General features: G+C 53.5%; 16 protein-coding genes. 14 read left to right on the forward strand and 2 right to left on the reverse strand.

The genetic code is table 11. The annotated features are described in order from the left end of the window. Positions 1 to 55: 55 nt before the first annotated feature. The 14 genes from tar to HV037_RS10590 all read left to right on the forward strand — a co-directional run bounded on the left by tar (position 56) and on the right by HV037_RS10590 (position 18,542). The gene (tar, locus tag HV037_RS10525) at positions 56 to 1,711 is read left to right on the forward strand and encodes a methyl-accepting chemotaxis protein II (protein ID WP_046275660.1); all 1,656 of its coding nucleotides are present in this window, start codon (positions 56 to 58) and stop codon (positions 1,709 to 1,711) included. 43 nt (positions 1,712 to 1,754) lie between these two features. Beyond that, positions 1,755 to 3,356: a methyl-accepting chemotaxis protein IV gene (gene tap / locus HV037_RS10530; protein ID WP_181500316.1), complete on the forward strand. Its 1,602-nt coding sequence runs from the start codon at positions 1,755 to 1,757 to the stop codon at positions 3,354 to 3,356. A gap of 19 nt (positions 3,357 to 3,375) precedes the next feature. After that, positions 3,376 to 4,248 (forward strand): protein-glutamate O-methyltransferase CheR, encoded by an 873-nt coding sequence (gene cheR / locus HV037_RS10535; protein ID WP_016153436.1) that lies wholly within the window; start codon positions 3,376 to 3,378, stop codon positions 4,246 to 4,248. Then, on the forward strand, positions 4,245 to 5,294 hold the full coding sequence (locus HV037_RS10540; protein ID WP_016153435.1) for a chemotaxis response regulator protein-glutamate methylesterase: 1,050 nt from the start codon (positions 4,245 to 4,247) through the stop codon (positions 5,292 to 5,294). The genes cheR and HV037_RS10540 overlap by 4 nt, the downstream gene beginning before the upstream one ends. Before the next feature lie 18 nt (positions 5,295 to 5,312). Continuing rightward, the gene (gene cheY, locus HV037_RS10545; protein ID WP_016153434.1) at positions 5,313 to 5,702 is read left to right on the forward strand and encodes a chemotaxis response regulator CheY; all 390 of its coding nucleotides are present in this window, start codon (positions 5,313 to 5,315) and stop codon (positions 5,700 to 5,702) included. A 13-nt stretch (positions 5,703 to 5,715) separates the two neighbouring features. Next, positions 5,716 to 6,360: a protein phosphatase CheZ gene (gene cheZ, locus HV037_RS10550; protein WP_029139578.1), complete on the forward strand. Its 645-nt coding sequence runs from the start codon at positions 5,716 to 5,718 to the stop codon at positions 6,358 to 6,360. Between the two features lie 487 nt (positions 6,361 to 6,847). After that, on the forward strand, positions 6,848 to 7,699 hold the full coding sequence (locus HV037_RS10555; protein WP_016153432.1) for a helix-turn-helix domain-containing protein: 852 nt from the start codon (positions 6,848 to 6,850) through the stop codon (positions 7,697 to 7,699). 157 nt (positions 7,700 to 7,856) lie between these two features. Continuing rightward, positions 7,857 to 9,107, forward strand: a complete 1,251-nt coding sequence (locus HV037_RS10560; RefSeq protein WP_230675900.1) for an MFS transporter — start codon at positions 7,857 to 7,859, stop codon at positions 9,105 to 9,107. Positions 9,108 to 9,131: 24 nt separating this feature from the next. Continuing rightward, entirely contained in the window at positions 9,132 to 11,798 is a 2,667-nt protein-coding gene (locus HV037_RS10565; RefSeq protein ID WP_181500317.1) for an alpha-L-rhamnosidase, read from the forward strand. Positions 11,799 to 11,938: 140 nt separating this feature from the next. After that, positions 11,939 to 13,090: a flagellar biosynthesis protein FlhB gene (gene flhB / locus HV037_RS10570; protein WP_016153429.1), complete on the forward strand. Its 1,152-nt coding sequence runs from the start codon at positions 11,939 to 11,941 to the stop codon at positions 13,088 to 13,090. Further along, positions 13,083 to 15,161 (forward strand): flagellar biosynthesis protein FlhA, encoded by a 2,079-nt coding sequence (flhA, locus tag HV037_RS10575; protein ID WP_016153428.1) that lies wholly within the window; start codon positions 13,083 to 13,085, stop codon positions 15,159 to 15,161. Before flhB ends, flhA begins: the two co-directional genes overlap by 8 nt. Continuing rightward, the gene (gene flhe, locus HV037_RS10580) at positions 15,161 to 15,553 is read left to right on the forward strand and encodes a flagellar protein FlhE (protein WP_019077041.1); all 393 of its coding nucleotides are present in this window, start codon (positions 15,161 to 15,163) and stop codon (positions 15,551 to 15,553) included. Before flhA ends, flhe begins: the two co-directional genes overlap by 1 nt. A gap of 262 nt (positions 15,554 to 15,815) precedes the next feature. Continuing rightward, positions 15,816 to 17,402, forward strand: a complete 1,587-nt coding sequence (locus HV037_RS10585; RefSeq protein WP_019077040.1) for an MFS transporter — start codon at positions 15,816 to 15,818, stop codon at positions 17,400 to 17,402. Further along, complete coding sequence (locus tag HV037_RS10590; RefSeq protein ID WP_181500318.1) at positions 17,403 to 18,542, forward strand: glycoside hydrolase family 105 protein; 1,140 nt, start codon at positions 17,403 to 17,405, stop codon at positions 18,540 to 18,542. On the opposite strand, the gene mrdA is transcribed toward HV037_RS10590, so the two are convergent. Further along, positions 18,514 to 20,433, reverse strand: coding sequence for a penicillin-binding protein 2 (gene mrdA, locus HV037_RS10595; RefSeq protein WP_103283735.1), 1,920 nt, complete (start codon positions 20,431 to 20,433; stop codon positions 18,514 to 18,516). The genes HV037_RS10590 and mrdA overlap by 29 nt on opposite strands. Before the next feature lie 183 nt (positions 20,434 to 20,616). Then, positions 20,617 to 22,350: an arginine--tRNA ligase gene (gene argS / locus HV037_RS10600; protein WP_016153423.1), complete on the reverse strand. Its 1,734-nt coding sequence runs from the start codon at positions 22,348 to 22,350 to the stop codon at positions 20,617 to 20,619. Positions 22,351 to 22,515: the final 165 nt, after the last annotated feature.

Consider the following 22,515-nt stretch of genomic DNA (forward strand, 5'->3'; position numbering starts at 1 on the left):
AGTTATCTCAGCGACTGCCGATAACGTTGATAACTCGTTTTCAGGAAGGTGCCTTATGTTTAACCGTATCCGCGTTGTCACAATGCTGATGATGGTGCTGGGGGTTTTCGCACTGCTACAGCTTGTTTCCGGTGGTCTGTTGTTTTCTTCATTGCAGCAGAATCAGCAAAGTTTTGTTATTTCTAACGATCTTCGACAGCAGCAAAGTGAACTCACCTCAACATGGGATCTGATGCTGCAAACACGTATCAATTTAAGCCGCTCTTCTGCACGCATGATGATGGACGCGTCCAACCAGCAAAGCAGCGCGAAAAACGATCTGCTGAAGAATGCGAAAGCATCGTTGGCGCAGGCCGAAACACATTACGCAAAATTTAAAAACATCACACCGTTACCCGAGATGGCAGAAGCCAGCGGCAACGTTGAGGAGAAATATCAGCAGTACCATGCGGCCTTAACCGAACTGGTTCAGTTTCTGGAGAACGGCAATATGGACGCCTATTTCGCGCAACCGACTCAGGGAATGCAAAACGCGCTCGGTGAGGCGCTGGGCAAGTACGCCAGCGTTAGCGAAAAGCTTTACGCTCAGGCATTCGATAAAAGTGCGCGGGATTACCACTTCGCCCAATGGCAGCTTGGCGTGCTGGCCGTAGTGCTGGTGCTGATTCTGGTGGTGGTGTGGTACGGCATCCGCCATACCCTGCTTAATCCTCTGTCTCGCGTCATTGCCCATATTCGGGAAATCGCCAGCGGTAACCTGACCGCGACCCTGGCCGTCAGCGGTCGTAATGAAATCGGCGAGCTGGCCAGTACGGTTGATCATATGCAGCGCTCGCTGACGGAAACCGTCACCCTGGTACGTGAAGGTTCTGATGCGATTTATTCCGGGACCAGCGAAATTGCCAGCGGGAACACCGACCTGTCATCTCGTACTGAACAGCAGGCCTCTGCGCTGGAAGAGACCGCAGCCAGCATGGAACAGTTGACCGCAACCGTGAAGCAAAATGCGGACAACGCGCGTCAGGCCTCGCAACTGGCGAAAAGCGCCTCCGATACCGCACAGCATGGCGGCAAAGTGGTTGATAGCGTGGTGAACACCATGCACGAAATCGCCGATAGCTCGAAGAAAATCGCCGACATCATCAGCGTTATTGATGGTATTGCTTTCCAGACCAACATTCTCGCACTGAACGCGGCGGTTGAAGCGGCGCGTGCCGGTGAACAAGGCCGTGGCTTTGCAGTGGTGGCGGGCGAAGTGCGTAATCTGGCAAGTCGCAGTGCGCAGGCAGCGAAAGAGATCAAAGCGTTGATTGAGGATTCTGTTTCCCGAGTGGATACCGGGTCCGTATTGGTAGAAAGCGCAGGCGAAACGATGAACGACATCGTAAATGCCGTAACGCGGGTGACCGACATTATGGGCGAGATTGCCTCGGCCTCCGACGAGCAAAGCCGGGGGATTGATCAGGTGGCGCTCGCGGTATCCGAGATGGATCGCGTTACGCAGCAGAACGCCTCGTTGGTACAGGAATCGGCTGCCGCTGCCGCTGCTCTTGAAGAACAGGCCAGCCGCCTGACGCAGTCTGTGTCGACTTTCCGCCTTGCGTCACGTCCGGCGTCGGCTAAGCCGCGCGATACACGATTACCTGCAACGGCGGCCGCATCCTATCCGCGCCAGAACAATGAACAAGATACGAATTGGGAAACATTTTGACTGATAGTTAAACCGCGGCCAGTGCCGCCCAATGGGAGCGTTGATGTTTAATCGTATTCGAATTTCGACCACGCTGTTTTTGATTTTAATCCTCTGCGGTGTTTTGCAGATTGGCAGTAATGGCTTGTCCTTCTGGGCATTTCGGGACGGTTTTCAGAACCTGAATCAGGTCGAACGAAGTAATCAGCAACGCGCTGCGCTGGCCCAAACCCGCGCTGTGTTATTACAGGCCAGTACGGCCCTTAATAAGGCAGGGACGCTGACCGCCCTGAGCTATCCGCCAGAGGATATCAACACGCTGATGACCCTCGCACGTGATAGCCTGGCGCAGTCTGAATTGATGTTTAAACGCTTTATGGCGACATCGGATACGACGGCACAAGGAAAGGCGCTGTTTGGCGCAACGGAGAAAACTTTCAGCCAATGGCACAGCGCTCTTGCGCATCAGGCCACCTGGCTTGAAAACAATCAGTTGTCAGATTTTCTGACCGCGCCGGTGCAGGCTGCTCAGGATGCTTTTGATGCAAATGTGAATGCGTGGCAGAGCAACATCGATCGCGTGTTGCAAACGGCAGGAGAGCAGAGCCAGCGAAATTACCATATGTCGGGGGTGATTTTCGCCACCATGGTGGTACTGGCGGCACTGCTCACCAGCGGTGCGCTGTACTGGTCGCGCAAGATGATTGTCCAGCCGCTGGCGATCGTGGGCAGTCATTTCGACAGCATTGCCGCGGGTAATCTGGCCCGGCCGGTAGCGGTTTATGGGCGCAATGAGATATCAGCCATTTTTGCCAGTCTGAAGAAGATGCAGCAGGCACTGCGTGAAACGGTAAGCGAAGTACGCCAGGGCAGCTCAGCCATGCATAGCAGCATTTCAGAAATCGCGATGGGTAATAACGATTTGTCTTCGCGCACTGAACAGCAGGCGGCCGCGCTGGCGCAAACGGCAGCCAGCATGGAACAACTGACCGCCACCGTAGGACAGAATGCGGATAACGCGCGCCAGGCGTCAGGAATTGCCAAAAGTGCGGCAGATACAGCGCATAAAGGCGGCGAACAGACGTCCCGGGTCGCCAGCACCATGCATGAGATTTCCGCGAGCTCGCAGAAAATTGGCGACATCATCGGCGTGATTGACAGCATTGCCTTTCAGACCAACATCCTCGCGCTGAATGCCGCGGTTGAGGCCGCTCGCGCGGGTGAGCAGGGGCGTGGTTTTGCCGTGGTTGCGGGCGAAGTGCGCAATCTGGCAAGCCGTAGCGCACAGGCGGCGAAAGAAATTAAGGGGCTCATTGAGGAGTCTGTCACCCGAGTGCATCAGGGCTCGCAGTTGGTTGATATGGCAGCGCGTACCATGACGGAAATTGTCAGCTCGGTTACCCGGGTTAACGACATCATGGGCGAGATTGCTTCTGCTTCTGATGAACAGCGCAGAGGCATCGAGCAGGTGGCGCAGGCCGTCAGCCAGATGGACTCTGTGACGCAGCAAAACGCCGGGCTGGTGGAAGAAGCCGCATCCGCCACCGGACAACTTGCCATGCAGGCCGATAATCTTTCTGCTTGTGTCGCATTTTTTAAGCTTGAAGAGCAAACCGTAGCAAAACAAGAATTGGCGCAGCCGCAGGTTGTGCCCGTTGTATCCTGAATGTGATTGAGAAGGCGCTATGACATCATCTCTGCCCCCTGGGCAAACGTCATTATTGTTACAGATGACACAGCGCCTCGCGCTGTCTGACGCGCATTTTCGTCGGATATGTCAATTAATCTACCAGCGTGCGGGGATCGTACTGGCCGACCATAAGCGGGACATGGTTTATAACCGCCTGGTCCGCCGTCTGCGAACCCTGGGACTGGATGACTTTGGTCGCTATCTCAGCATGCTGGAAGCTAACCAGAACAGTGCTGAGTGGCAGGCTTTTATTAACTCCCTGACTACCAATCTGACCGCGTTTTTTCGCGAAGGGCATCATTTTCCAGTGCTGTCAGATCATGCTCGTCGGCGCAGCGGTGAATACCGTGTCTGGAGCGCGGCGGCGTCAACCGGAGAAGAGCCGTACAGCATTGCGATTACGCTCGCCGATACCTTAGGTATGGCTCCGGGCCGCTGGCGTGTTTTTGCCAGCGACATTGATACCGAAGTGCTGGAAAAAGCCAGAAGCGGCATCTACCGCCTTGATGAGCTAAAGACGCTGTCACCGCAGCAGCTACAGCGTTATTTCATGCGTGGCACCGGACCGCATGAAGGACTGGTACGCGTTCGGCAGGAACTGGCGGGGCATGTTGAATTTTCCAGCGTGAATTTACTGGATAAGCAGTACAACGTGCCAGGCCCCTTCGATGCCATATTTTGCCGTAACGTGATGATCTATTTTGATAAAACGACGCAGCAGGACATTTTGCACCGTTTTGTTCCACTTCTTAAACCAGATGGGCTGCTGTTTGCAGGTCATTCAGAAAACTTTAGCAACCTCGTGCGCGAGTTTAGCTTGCGTGGACAGACGGTGTATGCGCATGCGCCAGGTAAGGATAAAGCATGAGTAAAATCAGGGTTTTATCGGTTGATGATTCTGCACTGATGCGTCAAATCATGACCGAAATTATTAACAGCCACAGTGATATGGAAATGGTGGCGACGGCGCCGGATCCGTTGGTTGCCCGGGATTTAATCAAAAAATTCAATCCCGACGTCCTGACGCTGGATGTGGAAATGCCGCGCATGGACGGCCTCGACTTTCTTGAGAAGCTGATGCGTCTGCGTCCGATGCCAGTGGTTATGGTCTCTTCGCTGACCGGTAAAGGGTCTGAGGTCACGCTGCGGGCGCTGGAGTTGGGGGCGATTGATTTTGTCACCAAACCACAGTTGGGGATCCGTGAAGGGATGTTGGCCTACAGCGAAATGATCGCTGAGAAGATCCGCACCGCGTCGCGGGCAAAACTGGCGGCCCACAAACCCATGACGGCACAGGTGACCTTGAAAGCGGGGCCGTTACTCAGTTCTGAAAAACTGCTGGCGATTGGCGCCTCAACCGGAGGAACAGAGGCAATTCGCCATGTACTCCAGCCATTGCCGCTTTCAAGTCCCGGTATTCTTATTACCCAGCATATGCCGCCAGGATTTACCCGCTCATTCGCCGAGCGTCTGAACAAACTGTGTCAGATCACCGTGAAAGAGGCTGAGGACGGGGAGCGCGTGCTTCCAGGGCATGCGTATATCGCCCCTGGTGACAAGCATATGGAACTGGCGCGCAGCGGGGCGAACTACCAGATCAAAATTCATGATGGTCCACCGGTTAACCGGCATCGACCTTCAGTGGATGTGCTGTTCCATTCGGTGGCAAAACATGCGGGGCGTAATGCCGTGGGAGTGATCCTGACGGGTATGGGCAACGATGGCGCCGCCGGAATGTTAGCGATGAACCAGGCGGGTGCCTGGACCATTGCGCAAAACGAAGCAAGTTGTGTGGTGTTCGGCATGCCGCGCGAGGCCATCAATATGGGTGGCGTAAGCGAAGTGGTCGATCTTAGCCAGGTAAGCCAGCAAATGCTGGCGAAAATCAGTGCCGGACAGGCAATACGTATTTGAATCAGGAGTTTATTTTTTATGGCGGATAAAGAGCTTAAGTTTTTGGTTGTGGATGACTTTTCCACCATGCGTCGCATCGTGCGTAACCTGCTCAAAGAACTGGGTTTCAACAATGTTGAAGAGGCCGAAGACGGCGTGGACGCGCTGAATAAGCTGCAGGCTGGGGGATTTGGTTTTGTCATTTCCGACTGGAATATGCCGAACATGGATGGCCTGGAACTGCTGAAAACCATTCGTGCTGATGGCGGAATGTCCGCCCTGCCGGTGCTGATGGTTACGGCAGAAGCGAAGAAAGAGAATATCATTGCGGCGGCACAGGCTGGCGCCAGTGGTTATGTCGTGAAACCGTTCACGGCGGCGACGCTAGAAGAGAAACTCAATAAAATCTTTGAGAAACTGGGCATGTGAGGGTGTGATAATGATGATGCAACCACAAATTAAACCTGCTGACGAACATTCAGCCGGGGACATCATCGCGCGCATCGGCAGTTTGACCCGAATGCTGCGCGACAGCCTGCGTGAACTGGGGCTGGATCAGGCTATTGCCGAAGCGGCAGAAGCGATTCCCGATGCCCGCGATCGTCTCGATTACGTTGTGCAGATGACCGCACAGGCGGCAGAGCGCGCGCTGAACAGTGTGGAAGCTTCGCAGCCGCACCAGGACGCGATGGAAAAAGGGGCCAAAGACCTGACCAAACGCTGGGATGAATGGTTCGAAAATCCGATCGAGCTGTCTGACGCCCGTGAACTGGTCACCGATACCCGCCAGTTCCTGGGTGATGTGCCAGGGCATACCAGCTTTACTAACGCTCAACTGCTGGACATCATGATGGCGCAGGATTTCCAGGACCTCACCGGTCAGGTCATCAAGCGCATGATGGATGTTATCCAGGAGATTGAACGTCAGTTGCTGATGGTTCTGCTGGAAAACATTCCAGAGCAGGGCGCTCGTCCAAAACGTGAAAACGAAAGCTTGCTTAACGGCCCGCAGGTTGACACCTCAAAAGCCGGCGTGGTGGCAAGTCAGGATCAGGTTGACGACCTGCTGGATAGCCTCGGGTTCTGATCCGTAGCGTTTTTATTTGCTGGCCCGGCAGGCGCTCGCCGCCGGGCATTCTAACCGATAACGGCTTGCGCGTTATCCGGCCTACAGATACCTATCGTTCTCTTTACTTACTATCCATTTTTACGGTGATGTTGCCAGAACGGGTTCGAACGCTGCATACCGAGCGCTGCGCTTTTGTGGATCCCGCAGGGTTATTGGGCCGCCAGTCGGGACAATGTGCCCTGCACTATGATTCGTACCCGGTTGAATGCCTGGATGAAGTGGGTTCATCTGCACGGCGTATATCCTCTTTTTTATGCCATAACTTGGCGGTTATTTGCCGAAATGATGCTGAGGTCACAGCGGGTTACGCCTGAGTGACAGTGCGATATATAGACTTGTCATAATAATTGCAGTTAAATGGTTATCAGTGCAAGGCAATATATTATGTCAGTAGGTTATTTATCGATATCCCGAGTGTTTTTACTCGAATAGCGGCGGGGGAGATATGCGAATTTTACGTGAGAATGATTTTTTTCATTCAGAGCAACATGCGTTTTGTCTTTTTTCGATGAATAACCAATTAATGGAAGGTGTGCACGGGCATGATTTTGATGAACTGGTGATTGTCCGTAGCGGTAGCGGGTTTCATATTATTAATGACTTGGTTCGTTTTATCTGCCAGGGTGACTTTTTTTTAGTGACCGCTAACGATACCCATAGTTATGTTTCAACTAATAATCTGTCGGTTATTAATATATTAATTCGTCGCCCGCGCAGTTTTCATTTTTTACAGCACATTGATAATTTGCTCGATTGTATAAAAGAAAAACTTCTACAGCCTACCGCGCTGGCGTTAACTCAGGGAGCGCTGGCGCGTATTGAGGTATTGAGCCAGGAGATAATCTCACGTAACGAGAGTAACTATGATGTGCTCTATTTTTCATTGTGTGAAGTCGCTTTGCTGAACATCATCAACACGCTTTGCCAGTGCGACCGCCAGACCGAGGCGCTTAGCCCTGATGAGCGAGGGCGAGCCAACCTGATCCGTATGCTCAAGACCAGTAGCTTGCGTCATTTGGACTGGAATGTGTTGAGTGATGATAACGGTGTCGCCAGGCGCACGATGTATCGCTTAATTAAGCGAGTGACCGGTTATACTCCGGTTAAATTCCAGATGTTGTATCGTGTATTAAAAGCTCAAGAATTACTGCGCACTACGGATAAAACCATCAGTGAAATTGCGGCACGTTGTGGTTTTATGAATGCGATCAGGTTGACTGAATCGTATCGACGGTATTTTCATTATCCTCCAAGTCATGAACGTGAACTTCATTCACGAGTTTTAATAGCGATTTAATTGTTAGGTTAATAACAATAAAAAATTATTACTACCATCCATCGTGACGGGGGTAGGCCATACGCTTATTTCTCGCCTTACTATCTGTAAATTTAAGGGAATCGTTATGTCAAAAAATAAAACACCTAACCCCTGGTATATTGGGGTGGTGTCTGGAATGGCATCATATATTGATTCGGCGGCTATTGTTTCCAGTGGTACAGCCTTAGTCATTTATCAAAAAACAATGGGTATTACTGCACTACAAATTGGCATTTTATCTGGATTATTAACGCTGAGTATTGCCGCTGGGGCTTTTGGTGGCGGTCGTCTTGGAGACCGTATTGGTCGTCGTAATGTTTTTATTATTACGATGGCGATGATTTTTATCGGCACGCTGGCGCTGGCCTTTGGTTTGAACTTCCCGTTCCTGGTGCTGGGCACACTCTTGGTGGGGCTGGCGACAGGGGCTGATTTACCCGTCTCTCTGGCGACTATCTCCGAAGCGGCGAACGATGAAAACCGCGGCAAGATTATCGGCTTGTCCAATTTACTCTGGCTGGTGGGAATTGGCGCCACGATGGGGATCTCCGCTATCGTCGGCGACTGGGGGCTGATTGGCGCGCAAATCATGTATATGCACGTTGGGCTGGTGGCGGTTGTGCTGATGATCCTGCGTTGGTCTATCCCAGAGTCGCCGCTGTGGTTGGCGGCAAAGGATGAACTGCGTCGTGGCATCGCCACCGTGCGGGCGCAGAAAACCGGCTGGCGCGATCTGCTCGAAGGCAAATACCTGTGGCCGTTTATCTCGCTGTGTATCTTTTATACCTTCACCAATCTGGCGGCCAATACCGGCGGGCAGTTTGGGGCTTATGTAGCGGTAAATGTGGTGGGCATTTCGGTCAGCACGCACTCGCTGTGGGGGCTGTTGATTCTGCCAGTGAGCGTGGCGTCTGGGTTGATGTTTATGCGCGTCGTTGATACCTCAAAACGGGTTCCATTCTTTATTTTTGGCGCGGTGATGATGTCCGGTGGTTATTTCGTGCCGGTACTGTTTAATTTCTCGCCACTCTCCTGGTTCTGCTGCCTGCTGTTTACCAATATCGGCACAGGATTTGCCTTCGAAGGCATCATGAAAGTGTGGGCGCAAGAGTCATTCCCCACCATGCTACGCGCCACCGCGCAAGGGGTGATTGTCGGTGTCGCCCGTCTGACCTGCGGCTTGTTGGCGTTCGTCACTCCTGTGCTGTTGAGCGCGGGGCCGGTGGTTCTTTATTGCCTGCTGACGGCGATTGTGGCGATAGGCATGGTTATCGGCTGGCTGTGCTTCCACGGCAAGCAACGTAATGAATTTAATGCAGAAACAGAAATGGTGGCGACGCCTGATAACGGACAGGCGTCGCACGATACTTTGCGGGCCAAAGCCTGAATATGAGCCACTGAGGGAAAAATTATGTTGGCAGTAGAAAAGATTACGCTCAACTATGAAACCACGCTGACGGGCTGCGAAACGTTGCCGGTTTTCGGCTGGATAATCACCAGCACCTTGCGCGATGTACAGCAGCGTAGCTGGCGTTTGCAGCTGTCGGCGCAAGAAGATTTTGCCCAATGCCTGTTTGACAGCGGCGAAATGCACGATGACCGCTCCAGTAATATCGAATTGCCCGACGTCGCCTGCCAGCACTCGACGCGCTATTTTGTGCGGGTGCATATTACCGACAACCACGGTGAAGAGAGCGGCTGGAGCCCGGCGGCAACGTTTATTACTGGCCTGCCAGCGCGAGCGTGGCAAGGGGTGTTTATCTCGGCTGAAACGCCGCAGGATAAAGACAACTCAAAAGGCACATTGTTGCGCCATGCGTTCAGTTTGCCCGACGGTGATGACATTGTTTCGGCGGTGGTACATGCCAGCGCGCTGGGGCTGTATCAACTGTGGATCAACGGCGAAAAAGTCGGGCGTGATGAGTTATCGCCCGGCTGGACGAGCTACCACCACCATCTGTTGTATCAAACCAGGGATGTGACCGAGCACCTGCGAGAAGGCGAAAACGTGATTGGCGCGATGGTGGGGGCGGGTTGGTATAAAGGGGATATGAGCTTCAACCGCTATCGCAACTATTACGGCCAGCAGACGGGGTTTATTTGCCATATGGTGGTGACGCTCCGCGATGGTAGCCAGCGGATAATCGCCACGGATGCACACTGGCAGGGCAGCGATGACGCCATTTTGTTTGCTGAAATTTATGATGGCGAAGTGTATGACGCACGTCGGGAGCAGCGTGGCTGGAGCGAGCCTGCGTTTAGCGCCGGGCATTGGCGCGCGGTGACGACGCTTGCGGCAGAGACTTCGGTGCTGCAACCGCAAACGGCCTGCCCGGTACAAGAAATAGAACGGCTTGCGCCGTGCTCAATCATCACGACGCCAAAAGGCGAGACGGTGCTTGATTTTGGCCAGAACCTCAGCGGCTGGGTGGAGTTTCGGGTGCGCGGTGCGGCAGGTGAGCGCGTGGTGCTGCGCCATTTTGAAGTGCTGGATGCCGAAGGCAATGTTTATCTGGCGAACCTGCGCACCGCCAAACAGTGCATTGATTACACCTTACGCGGCGAGGGTGAAGAATGTTTTCACCCGCATTTTACCTTTCAGGGTTTCCGTTATGTGCTGATTGAACGTTGGCCTGGCACGCCGACGCGGGATGACTTTGTCGCGGTCGTGCTGCATTCCGCGATGACGCCGACGGGTCACATTGAAACCTCAAACGCGGATCTCAACCAACTGCATCACAACATCATGTGGGGGCTTAAGGGCAATTTCGTCGATATCCCAACTGACTGCCCGCAGCGCGATGAACGTCTGGGATGGACGGGCGATGCGCAAATTTTCTGCCGCACCGCGAGTTATCTGATGCAGACGCGCACTTTTTTTGCCAAATGGCTGACCGATCTTCAGCACGACCAAACGCCGGAGGGCGGTGTGCCGCACGTCATTCCCGATATCCTCACCGGCAAATGCGACAACGACCGCTTTTTATCCCACGGGCGCACCCATTCCGCCGCCGCCTGGGCCGATGCGGCGGTGATTAACCCGTGGACGCTGTACCTGATGTACGGCGATAAACAGACGCTGGCCCGCCAGTACGACAGCATGAAAGCCTGGGTGGAGTTTATGCATGACAACGCTGTTGAGAACCAGTGGTCGTGGAAACTGCAGTTTGGCGATTGGGTTGCGCTGGATGCCAAAGAGGGCAGCTATTTTGGCGCAACGCCGAATGAACTGACCTGCATGGCCTACTATGCGTTGTCCACGCTGCTGCTGGCGAAATCAGCCAAAGCACTGGGAAATGACGTAGATCACACCCATTATCAGGCGCTGCATACCGCGATTGTCGAAAGCTTCCGCAATGAGTTTTTTACCGCCACCGGGCGGCTGGCGGCACGCACGCAAACGGCGCATATTCTGGCGCTTTACTTCCAGTTAGTGCCGGACGCGCACCGCGAGCGCACCGTGCAAACGCTGCTGGAACTGCTGGCGGAAAATGACGGTCATCTGGTGACGGGGTTTGTCGGCACACCCTATTTCTGTCACGCATTGAGCGAAAACGGGCAGGCCGACGCGGCGTGGCAATTACTGATGAAAGAGGACTTCCCAAGCTGGTTGTATCAGGTAAAGGCCGGGGCGACGACGATTTGGGAACACTGGGATGGCGTGAAACCGGACGGCACAATGTGGAGCCCGGACATGAACTCTTTCAACCATTATGCCTACGGGGCGATCGGTGAATGGCTGTATCGCGTGGCGGCGGGAATAAATACCGAAGAACACGCGCCGGGATTTAAATCTTCGGTACTGCGGCCTATTCCGGGCGGTGGCCTGACATGGCTGAAAGCGCGATACGGCTCGGTATATGGTGATATTGCCGTCCACTGGACGCAGGAACCGGCGCGCGATGGCTTACAGTCCATCACCCTTGAGGTAGATATTCCGCCGAATACTCACTCAATGGTGATCCTTGATGGCGCACAAACGCTGCTCGATACCGATGGCCTCGACTTCGCGCCAGTAGACGGCGGCTATAGCGCGCAGGTGGGATCGGGCCATTATCGCGTTATCTGGCAGCGCTAACCGCGTGGTTGTCACGGCAGCGTTCACGCTGTCGTGGCAAACGAACGCTCGAATTCCTCTGTTTTCGTTTCGCTATTCGACGCATTGGCAATGGTTGCGGTCGCGATAATACTCGTGACCGTGACGACGAGAGTAATGCCGTGGCAGAAGAAAGCGACGACGACAAAACAGAAGCCCCCACACCCCACCGACTTGAAAAAGCACGGGAAGAAGGGCAAGTCCCCCGATCCAAAGAGCTGACCTCACTGCTTATTTTGCTGGTGGGCGTGTGCATTATCTGGATTGGCGGGGAGTCGCTTGCCCGCAGACTGGCCGGTATGCTGTCGGCCGGATTACGTTTTGACCACAGTATGGTCAATGACCCTAACCTGATCCTCAGCCAAATCATCCTGCTGATTAAAGACGCGATGATTGCGCTGTTACCGTTGATTACCGGCGTCGTTCTGGTGGCATTAATCTCCCCGGTGATGCTTGGCGGCTTGATTTTCAGCGGTAAATCTCTGCAGCCCAAGTTCTCTAAGCTGAATCCGTTGCCGGGCATTAAACGCATGTTTTCAGCGCAAACCGGGGCGGAACTGCTCAAAGCGATACTGAAGTCCACGCTGGTGGGGAGCGTGGCCGGATTTTATCTCTGGCATAACTGGCCGGCGATGATGCGTCTGATGGCGGAATCGCCGATTACGGCGATGGGCAACGCCCTGGATTTAGTTGGTATGTGCGCGCTGTTGGTGGTGCTTGGCGTTATTCCGATGGTGGGGTTCGACGTTTTTTTCCAGATTTACAGCCATCTGAAAAAGCTGCGCATGTCGCGTCAGGATATTCGTGACGAATTTAAGCAAAGCGAAGGCGACCCGCACGTTAAGGGCAAAATACGCCAAATGCAGCGCGCGGCCGCGCAGCGTCGCATGATGGCGGATGTGCCGAAAGCAGACGTGATTGTTACCAACCCCACGCACTATTCGGTGGCGTTGAAGTATGACGAGAACAAAATGAGCGCGCCGAAAGTTGTTGCCAAAGGCGCGGGGCTGGTGGCGTTGCGCATTCGTGAGATTGGCGCTGAACATCGAGTCCCTACGTTAGAAGCGCCGCCGCTGGCGCGTGCGCTATACCGTCATGCTGAGATTGGTCAACAAATACCGGGTCAATTATATGCCGCCGTTGCCGAAGTGCTGGCATGGGTATGGCAGCTAAAACGCTGGCGTCTCGCCGGCGGCAAGCGTCCACCACAACCTGAAAACCTTCCGGTGCCTGAAGCACTGGATTTCATGAACGAGAAGAATACTGATGGCTAATCTGGTCGCGATGTTGCGTTTGCCCAGCAACCTGAAATCCACGCAACTGCAAATCCTTGCCGGACCAATCCTTATCCTGCTGATCCTGTCGATGATGGTGTTGCCGTTGCCGGCTTTCGTCCTCGATTTGCTGTTCACGTTTAACATTGCGCTGTCGATCATGGTGCTGCTGGTGGCGATGTTCACCCAGCGTACGCTGGAGTTTGCCGCATTCCCGACGATTTTGCTGTTTACCACATTATTACGCCTCGCCCTGAACGTTGCGTCGACGCGTATCATTTTAATGGAAGGGCATACCGGCGCGGCGGCGGCGGGAAAGGTGGTTGAAGCTTTTGGTCACTTCCTGGTGGGCGGTAACTTTGCGATCGGTATCGTGGTCTTCGTTATTCTCGTCATTATCAACTTTATGGTTATCACCAAAGGTGCCGGGCGTATCGCCGAGGTTGGCGCGCGCTTCGTGCTGGATGGTATGCCCGGCAAGCAGATGGCGATTGATGCGGATTTGAATGCGGGTCTGATTGGCGAAGATGAAGCCAAAAAACGACGCTCGGAGGTGACGCAGGAAGCGGATTTCTACGGCTCTATGGACGGTGCGAGTAAATTCGTACGTGGAGATGCCATCGCCGGTATTTTGATCATGGTGATCAACGTGGTCGGCGGTCTGTTAGTCGGGGTGTTGCAGCATGGTATGAGCATGGGTAGCGCAGCGGAAAGTTATACCCTGCTGACCATCGGTGACGGGCTGGTGGCGCAAATTCCTGCGCTGGTAATTTCCACCGCGGCGGGGGTTATCGTGACCCGCGTGAGTACCGACCAGGATGTAGGCGAACAGATGGTGACCCAACTGTTCAGTAATCCTAGTGTCATGCTGCTTAGTGCGGCGGTGCTTGGTCTTTTGGGTCTGGTTCCGGGGATGCCGAACCTGGTGTTTTTGATGTTTACCGCCGCGTTACTGGGTCTGGCCTGGTGGATGCGTGGTCGTGAGCAAAAAGCTCCCGATGAGCCGCAGCCGGTGAAAATGCCGGAAAACAACTCCGTGGTGGAAGCAACATGGAATGACGTACAACTGGAGGATTCCCTGGGGATGGAGGTAGGCTACCGCCTGATCCCAATGGTGGACTTTCAGCAAGATGGCGAGTTGCTGGGGCGAATTCGCAGTATTCGTAAGAAATTTGCCCAGGATATGGGTTTTCTGCCGCCGGTGGTACATATCCGCGACAATATGGATCTGCAGCCGGCCCGCTATCGTATTTTGATGAAAGGGGTGGAAATTGGCAGCGGTGACGCCTATCCGGGACGCTGGCTGGCCATTAACCCTGGTACTGCCGCCGGGTCACTGCCGGGCGAGAAAACGGTCGATCCGGCTTTCGGTCTGGACGCTATCTGGATTGAAAGCGCATTGAAGGAACAGGCGCAGATTCAGGGCTTTACGGTTGTTGAAGCCAGTACCGTTGTCGCCACGCACCTTAATCACCTGATTGGGCAGTTCGCTGCTGAGCTGTTTGGCCGTCAGGAGGCGCAACAGCTACTGGACCGCGTTTCGCAGGAGATGCCAAAACTGACAGAAGACCTGGTTCCGGGCGTCGTGACGCTCACTACGCTGCATAAAGTGCTGCAGAACTTACTGGATGAGAAAGTACCGATTCGCGATATGCGCACCATTCTCGAAACGCTGGCTGAACATGCACCGCTGCAAAACGATCCGCATGAGCTTACCGCGGTGGTACGTGTTGCGTTGGGGCGCGCCATCACTCAGCAGTGGTTCCCGGGTAATGAAGAGGTTCAGGTTATCGGCCTTGATACCCCGCTCGAACGTTTGCTTCTGCAGGCGCTGCAGGGCGGCGGCGGTCTGGAGCCAGGTCTTGCAGACCGACTGCTGGCCCAGACTCAGGAAGCGCTGTCCCGTCAGGAAATGTTGGGTGCGCCGCCGGTCTTGCTGGTCAACCACGCGTTGCGTCCGTTACTGGCTCGCTTTTTACGTCGCAGCATTCCGCAACTGGTGGTGTTATCGAACATGGAGCTGTCTGACAACCGCCATATCCGTATGACGGCGACTATTGGAGGTAAGTAATGCGTAAATTACTGTGGTTGTTGTTTTTTCCTCTGGTAGCGCAGGCTGCCGGAGAAGGCGCCTGGCAGGCCAGCGGCATGGGGATTACTTTAAATCACCGCGGCCAGTCAGCCTCGTCTGCACCTCTGACGCCCAGCCAGCCGGTCTCGGGGTTGATGACGCTGGTGGCCTGGCGCTATGAGCTCAATGGCCCAACGCCCGCGGGTTTACGGGTGCGTTTATGTTCTCAGTCCCGCTGTGTTGAGCTGGACGGGCAAAGCGGGACCACCAACGGATTCAATAATGTTCCCGCCATCGAACCGATGCATTTTGTCTGGGAAGTACCCGGTGGCGGTCGCCTGATCCCCGCCTTGCAAGTTCAGAGCAATCAGGTGATTGTGAACTATCGTTAACGCCTCCCTTCATTCCGGCCAGCAGCAGAAACTGCTGGCTGCTTCGCAATTCTAGTCCGCCTCTTTGATTAAATAGAAACGCTGTTTTATAAAATAGGTGACATACGTTGCCGGACTCTTTGTGCTGTTGCCATTTCACGAATATCCCTGGCAAAAATAGAAAGGTTTCACTTGCTGTTAGCTTTTACTGTGGCCCTGTAAGGAGGCCCAATGTCAAAGCGAGGATTGCGGGGCCTCCCAATAATGTGCAGGGGTAACGGCAATGAATACACGTAAAATTGGGTTGGTTAACTATTTTGCCTACGGTTCGGGGGATTTTTTAGGCGCAGGCACCACGGCGTTAACCGCGGCCTGGCTACTCTATTTTTACACGACGTTCTGTGGCCTGACGCCAATCGAAGCAACCTTTATCTTCGCTACCGCCAGGGTGTTGGATGCCGTTGTTAGCCCATTAATGGGTTTTTTAACCGATAACTTTGGCTCCACCTGGCTCGGCAAACGCTTTGGGCGACGCAAGTTTTTTATTCTGTTGGGGATACCCTGTGTCTTTAGCTACTCACTAATGTGGGTGGGTGATATGGGGTTCTGGTACTACCTGCTCACCTATCTGATTTTTGACGTGGTCTACACCATGATTCTGGTGCCATACGAAACGCTGGTACCCGAAATGACCGATGACTTTAAACAGAAAACCAAATTCTCCGGCGCGCGCATTTCGATGGCGCAAATGTCTGCCATTCTGGCCTCATTCTTACCCGGCGTTCTGCTGACGCTGTTTGGCAAGGACAACCCCGTCTCTTTTTTCTACGCCAGCCTGGTGTTTTCTGTGCTGTGCGCAATGATGCTGACCTTCGTCTGGTTCTTTACCTGGGAACGCCCACGGGAAGAGTGGACTGAGGCGGCGCTGCGAGCCGAAGAAGAGAAGAAAAGCCTGACCTTGAGTCAGAGTATGAACCGTTTATTTGTGGAACTGAGTTCAACACTGCGCATCCGTATCTTTCGCCAGCATTTAGGAATGTATCTTGGCGGCTATATTGCCCAGGACGTCTTTAACGCCGTCTTTACTTACTATGTGGTGTTTGTGCTGATGCAGGAAGCATCGATGGCGTCAAACCTGCTGGGTACGATGGCTATCTTCCAGTTTATTGCCGTTATCGCCATGATCCCATTGTGCATCCGTTTCGGACCTGCGCCGTCTTATCGCATGGTGGTCGTCCTGTTTGGCCTCAGTTCACTCTCCTATGCGGGGCTGTATTACGCCGGATTAAGCGATGTTTATTCTCTGTTGCTATTGGTTTCCGCCGTTGCGGGTTTGGGACGCGGTGGTATCAACTACGTTCCCTGGAATATCTACACCTATATTGCCGACGTTGACGAAGTGATCACCGGTCAGCGTCGGGAAGGGATCTTCGCCGGCATTATGACGTTAACGCGTAAAGCGTCGCAGGCGGGAGCGGTGATGCTGGTGGGGATTGTGATGCAGTTGTCTGGTTTTGTCTCCGGTCAGAGCGCACAGCCCGTGGCGGTCAGCCATACCATCCTGTTAATTCTGAGCTGCGGAACGCTGATTGTTCTGGCGCTGGGTTTCCTGGTTTCCTTGCGCTTCAAACTGAACCTGCAAACGCACAGCACCCTGCGTGAAGAGACAGCAAAAATGCGTGAGTCCGGGCAACCCGTGTTGGAAGGACTTTCCGCTAAAGGACGCGCGACCGTAGAGATGCTATCGGGCATGCCTTATGAATCACTTTGGGGTAACAACAATATTGGTTACCTGAATCGTAATAAACCAGCGGCACCGAAACTGGAAAAGGGTGCTGTATTAAATTCGACATTGACAGAGGTTAAGTAAATGATTGTTTATCCGGTTAAACACAGTCCATTGTTGCGCCAGCCAGAACATTTTATTGCCAGGGATGAATTAAAAGCGTTGATCAAAAAGGTGACGCATAACCTGGTCAATATTCATGACGAGACCGGTGAGTTCTTGCTACGTCTGGATGACGGACGCGTTATTGATACCAAAGGCTGGGCGGGATGGGAGTGGACGCACGGCATCGGCTTGTACGGGATGTATCAGTATTATCAGCAAACCGGCGATGCCACGATGCGCGATATTATCGACAACTGGTTTGCCGATCGCTTTGCGGAAGGTGCAACGACCAAAAACGTTAACACCATGGCACCGTTTTTAACGCTGGCATATCGCTATGAAGAGACGCGTAATCCCGCGTATCTGCCGTGGCTCGACAGCTGGGCTGAGTGGGCAATGCATGATATGCCGCGTACCCAATTCGGCGGTATGCAGCACATTACGCTGGCGGAAGAAAATCACCAGCAGATGTGGGATGACACGTTGATGATGACGGTCTTACCGCTGGCGAAGATTGGCAAGTTGCTCAACCGTCCCGAGCATATTGAAGAGGCAACCTATCAGTTCCTGCTGCACGTGCAAAACCTGATGGATAAAGAAACGGGGCTGTGGTTCCACGGCTGGAGCTATGAAGGACAGCATAACTTCGCCAACGCTCGCTGGGCGCGTGGCAACAGCTGGTTAACTATAGTCATCCCGGATTTCCTCGAATTAGTTGATTTGCCGGAAAACAATGCAGTGCACCGCTATCTGGTGCAGGTTTTGAACGCGCAAATCGCGGCGCTGGCGAAGTGCCAGGATGAAAGCGGACTGTGGCACACCTTGCTGGACGACCCGCAGTCGTATCTGGAAGCCTCGGCAACCGCCGGATTTGCCTATGGGATCCTCAAAGCGGTACGTAAACGCTATGTCGGACAAGACTATGCGGCTGTAGCCGAAAAAGCCATCAGAGGCATTGTGCAACATATTTCGCCGGAAGGTGAATTGCTGCATACCTCGTTTGGTACCGGGATGGGCCACAATCTCGATTTCTACCGCAACATCCCCCGGACCTCCATGCCTTACGGTCAGGCGATGGCGATGCTGTGCCTTACCGAATACTTGCGTAAGTATTTTTGATATCGGTGTCCGATGGCGTTGCGGCTATCGGACCCGCTTGTGCGTCGTCGTCCTGCGCAGCAAACAGATGATCCATGATTTGACGCATGACTGGTGCGGCGGTGACGCCATCGCTGCCGCCGTTTTCCAGAATTAACGCTATGGCGACTTTCGGGTTCTTATATGGCGCAAATGCGGTATAGAACACGTGGTCGCGCAGACGCACGGGGATCATTTTCGCATCGTAGGTCTGATTTTCTTTCAGGCTAAAGACCTGTGATGTGCCACTTTTCGCTGCAATGCCGTAAGGCGCGGTGTGAAAGAACTTATAACCGGTACCGTTTGGCTCATTCGCCATGCCGAACATCGCTTGACGCACCAGCCCCCAGTAGGGGGACGAAGCAGAGGCAATTTGTGACGGTGCTTCGGGAGCCTGGTACGGCGTGATGACTTTTCCGCTCTCTTCATCACGTAGCAGGTGAGGGGCGATAACCTTGCCGTTGTTAATCAGCGCGACCATGGCTTTAACCATCTGGATCGGCGTGGCAATCCAGTATCCCTGACCGATGCCAACCGAAATGGTATCTCCCTGATACCAGGCTTTTTTATGCACTTTCTGCTTCCATTCGCGGCTCGGGAGCAGGCCGTTATACTCCTCACCAAGATCGATGCCGGTCGGCTTGCCATAGCCAAACTGGCTGAGCATGCTGTTAATACGGTCAATCCCCATCATATATGCCACCTGATAAAAGAATGTGTCGGCAGATTCTTCAATTGCTTTGGTGACATCCAGCATACCGTGGCCCGTTTTTTTCCAGTCACGGTAATGTCGCTCCGTGCCGGGGAGCGTCCAGGTGGGGGCGCCGAAGAAACGGGTCTGCGGCGTGATCACGCCGTCCAGTAACGCTGACATCGCCATATACGGTTTGACCGTGGAGGCGGGAGGATATAACCCCTGCGTGACGCGGTTGATTAACGGCAGGTCCTTATCCTGAAGCAGCTTGTTATAGTCCTGATAGCTGATACCTTTAACAAATGGATTGGGGTCATAGCTGGGGTTCGAAACCATTGCCAGCACGGAACCGTCATGCGGATCCTCAACCAAAACGGCGGCCCGCTGGCCCACCAACAGACTCTCAATATATTGCTGTAAATGGAGGTCCAGCGTCAGGTGGATATCTTTTCCGGCAACGGGCGGCACATCTTTGATCAGACGTACGATGCGTCCGTGGTTATCAACTTCGACCTCCTGATAACCGGTTTTCCCATGCAGTTCATTTTCATAGTAGTGCTCAATACCCTGCTTACCGATGTTGTGATCGGCGGCGTAGTTCTCTGTCAGGCCTTTTTGATCCAGCGCTTTCAGGTCGTTGTCATTGATTTTTGACACATAGCCAAGGACATGCGCCAGCGCTGTGCCATAAGGGTACTGGCGGTCTTCATAGCTATTGATATTGACGCCGCTGAAATGAAACTGGTTAACCGAGAAGCGGGCGATTTCCACATCGGTCAGCGCATTTTTTAGCACAACCGGGCGATAGCGGCTGCTGGCTTTCAGCGCATGGCGAAACTGGTCAATGTCATCAGGAGTGAGGTCAATGATAGGCGTGAGCTGCCTGATCAGGGCATTCATATCACTGATTTTATAAGGCGTAACGGAAATGTCGTACCAGGTTACGTTGCGCACCAGCGGGATGCCGTTGCGATCGTAAATCATGCCACGCGTCGGGGCCACGGGCAGCATTTTGATGTCGTTTGCATTCGAGCGGGTGGTGTAATACTGGTGCTGACAGATTTGTAAGTTGTAGAGATTGTAAATCAGGATGCCAAAGCAGATGACCACCAGGCCAAAGGCCACCAATACACGCCGCTGGAAGAGTTTTTCCTCCGCCTCAAAATCTCTGAATGTCATTGACCCGTACCCGATTAATTCGCCGCCTCATGATACGGAGGCTTAAACGGGATGACAGGCAAAAAATGTTCCATATCTCTACGGAAATGTGTCATTCCTTGTGAGTTGTTACAGATGGCCTGTTACAGAAATAAAAAAGGCCTGAGTCCGAATTTCGGAGTCAGGCCTGATAGGTGAGCTGATTTACATACGTTCTACGGTTTCGATACCCAGCGTATCCAGACCCAGCTTCAGGGTTTTCGCCGTCAACTGCGCCAGTTTCAGGCGGCTGTTACGAATCTCTTCGTTTTCAGCGCTAAGGATTGGGCAGTGCTCGTAGAAGCCGGAGAACAGACCGGCAACGTCGTACAGGTAAGCACACATCACGTGCGGCGTACCTTCACGTGCAACAACGGTCAGCGTTTCTTCAAACTGCAGCAGACGCGCAGCCAGCTGAGCCTCGCGATCTTCACTGATAATCACCTGCGCATTTGCCAGCGCGCTTTCGTCGATATCGGCTTTACGGAACACGGACAGTACGCGGGTGTAGGCGTACTGCATATACGGCGCAGTGTTCCCTTCGAACGCCAGCATATTGTCCCAGTCGAAGATGTAGTCGGTGGTACGGTTTTTGGACAGATCGGCATATTTCACCGCGCCGATACCGACCGCATTAGCCAGTTTTTCCAGCTCGTCGGCAGGCATGTCCGGGTTCTTCTCCGCTACCAGACGGCGTGCGCGTTCCAGCGCTTCATCCAGCAGATCGGCCAGTTTAACCGTGCCACCCGCACGGGTTTTGAACGGCTTGCCGTCTTTACCCAGCATCATACCGAACATGTGGTGTTCCAGTGGCACAGAATCCGGCACATAACCGGCTTTACGCACGATGGTCCAGGCCTGCATTAAGTGCTGATGCTGACGGGAGTCGATGTAATAAAGTACGCGGTCGGCATGCAGCGTTTCATAACGGTACTTGGCGCAGGCGATGTCGGTCGTGGTGTAGAGATAGCCGCCATCTTTCTTCTGAATGATTACGCCCATCGGTTCACCTTCCTTGTTTTTATACTCATCAAGGAATACGACGGTAGCGCCTTCGCTTTCAACAGCCAGGCCTTTAGCTTTGAGATCGGCCACGATGCCAGGCAGCATCGGGTTGTACAGGCTTTCACCCATGACGTCGTCACGGGTCAGGGTGACGTTCAGGCGATCGTAGGTTAACTGGTTTTGCGACATGGTGATGTCGACCAGTTTGCGCCACATCTCACGGAAGTACTCGTCGCCGCCTTGCAGCTTCACGACATAACTCCGGGCACGTTCCGCGAAGGCTTCATCTTCGTCGTAATGTTTTTTCGCATCACGGTAGAAACCTTCAAGGTCAGCCAGCGCCATCTCGCCAGCATTTTCCTGCTGCTGTTTTTCCAGCCATGCGATGAGCATACCGAACTGAGTACCCCAGTCGCCGACGTGGTTGGCGCGGATAACATTGTGACCGAGGAACTCCAGCGTACGCACCGCAGCATCACCGATGATGGTGGAACGCAGGTGACCAACGTGCATCTCTTTCGCTACGTTAGGTGCGGAGTAATCAACCACAACGGTTTGTTTAGCCGGTTGGGTGACGCCCAGACGATCGGAAGCCAGCGCCTGCTGAACGTGCTGCGCCAGAAATGCCGGATCGAGAAAAATATTGATAAAGCCCGGGCCTGCAATTTCAACTTTGCTGGCGATCCCGTTGAGATCCAAATGAGTCAGCACCTGCTCAGCCAGTTGTCGCGGCGCCATACCCAGTTTTTTAGCGACAGCCATCATGCCGTTAGCCTGATAGTCGCCGAACTGTACTTTTGCTGACTGACGAACCTGCGGTTCGCAATCTGCAGGCGCGCCTGCAGCAATCATGGCCTGACTGACTTTTTCTGAGAGAAGAGCCTGAATATTCACCGGAATACCTTACATTTATGAAGCGGCTTAAAATGCACCGCACCAGTTTAAGAATTAAGGGCGGGAGTATACTGCAAATGCCCGTTGCCGTCAGCATTGCGAGTATCTCCAGCACCCTGAAATATAAAAATTGTCATTACGTATAATTATTCATATTGCGCTTAA

The sequence above is a fragment of the Citrobacter sp. RHBSTW-00017 genome, assembly GCF_013797615.1.
Taxonomy (GTDB): Bacteria; Pseudomonadota; Gammaproteobacteria; order Enterobacterales; family Enterobacteriaceae; genus Citrobacter; species Citrobacter braakii.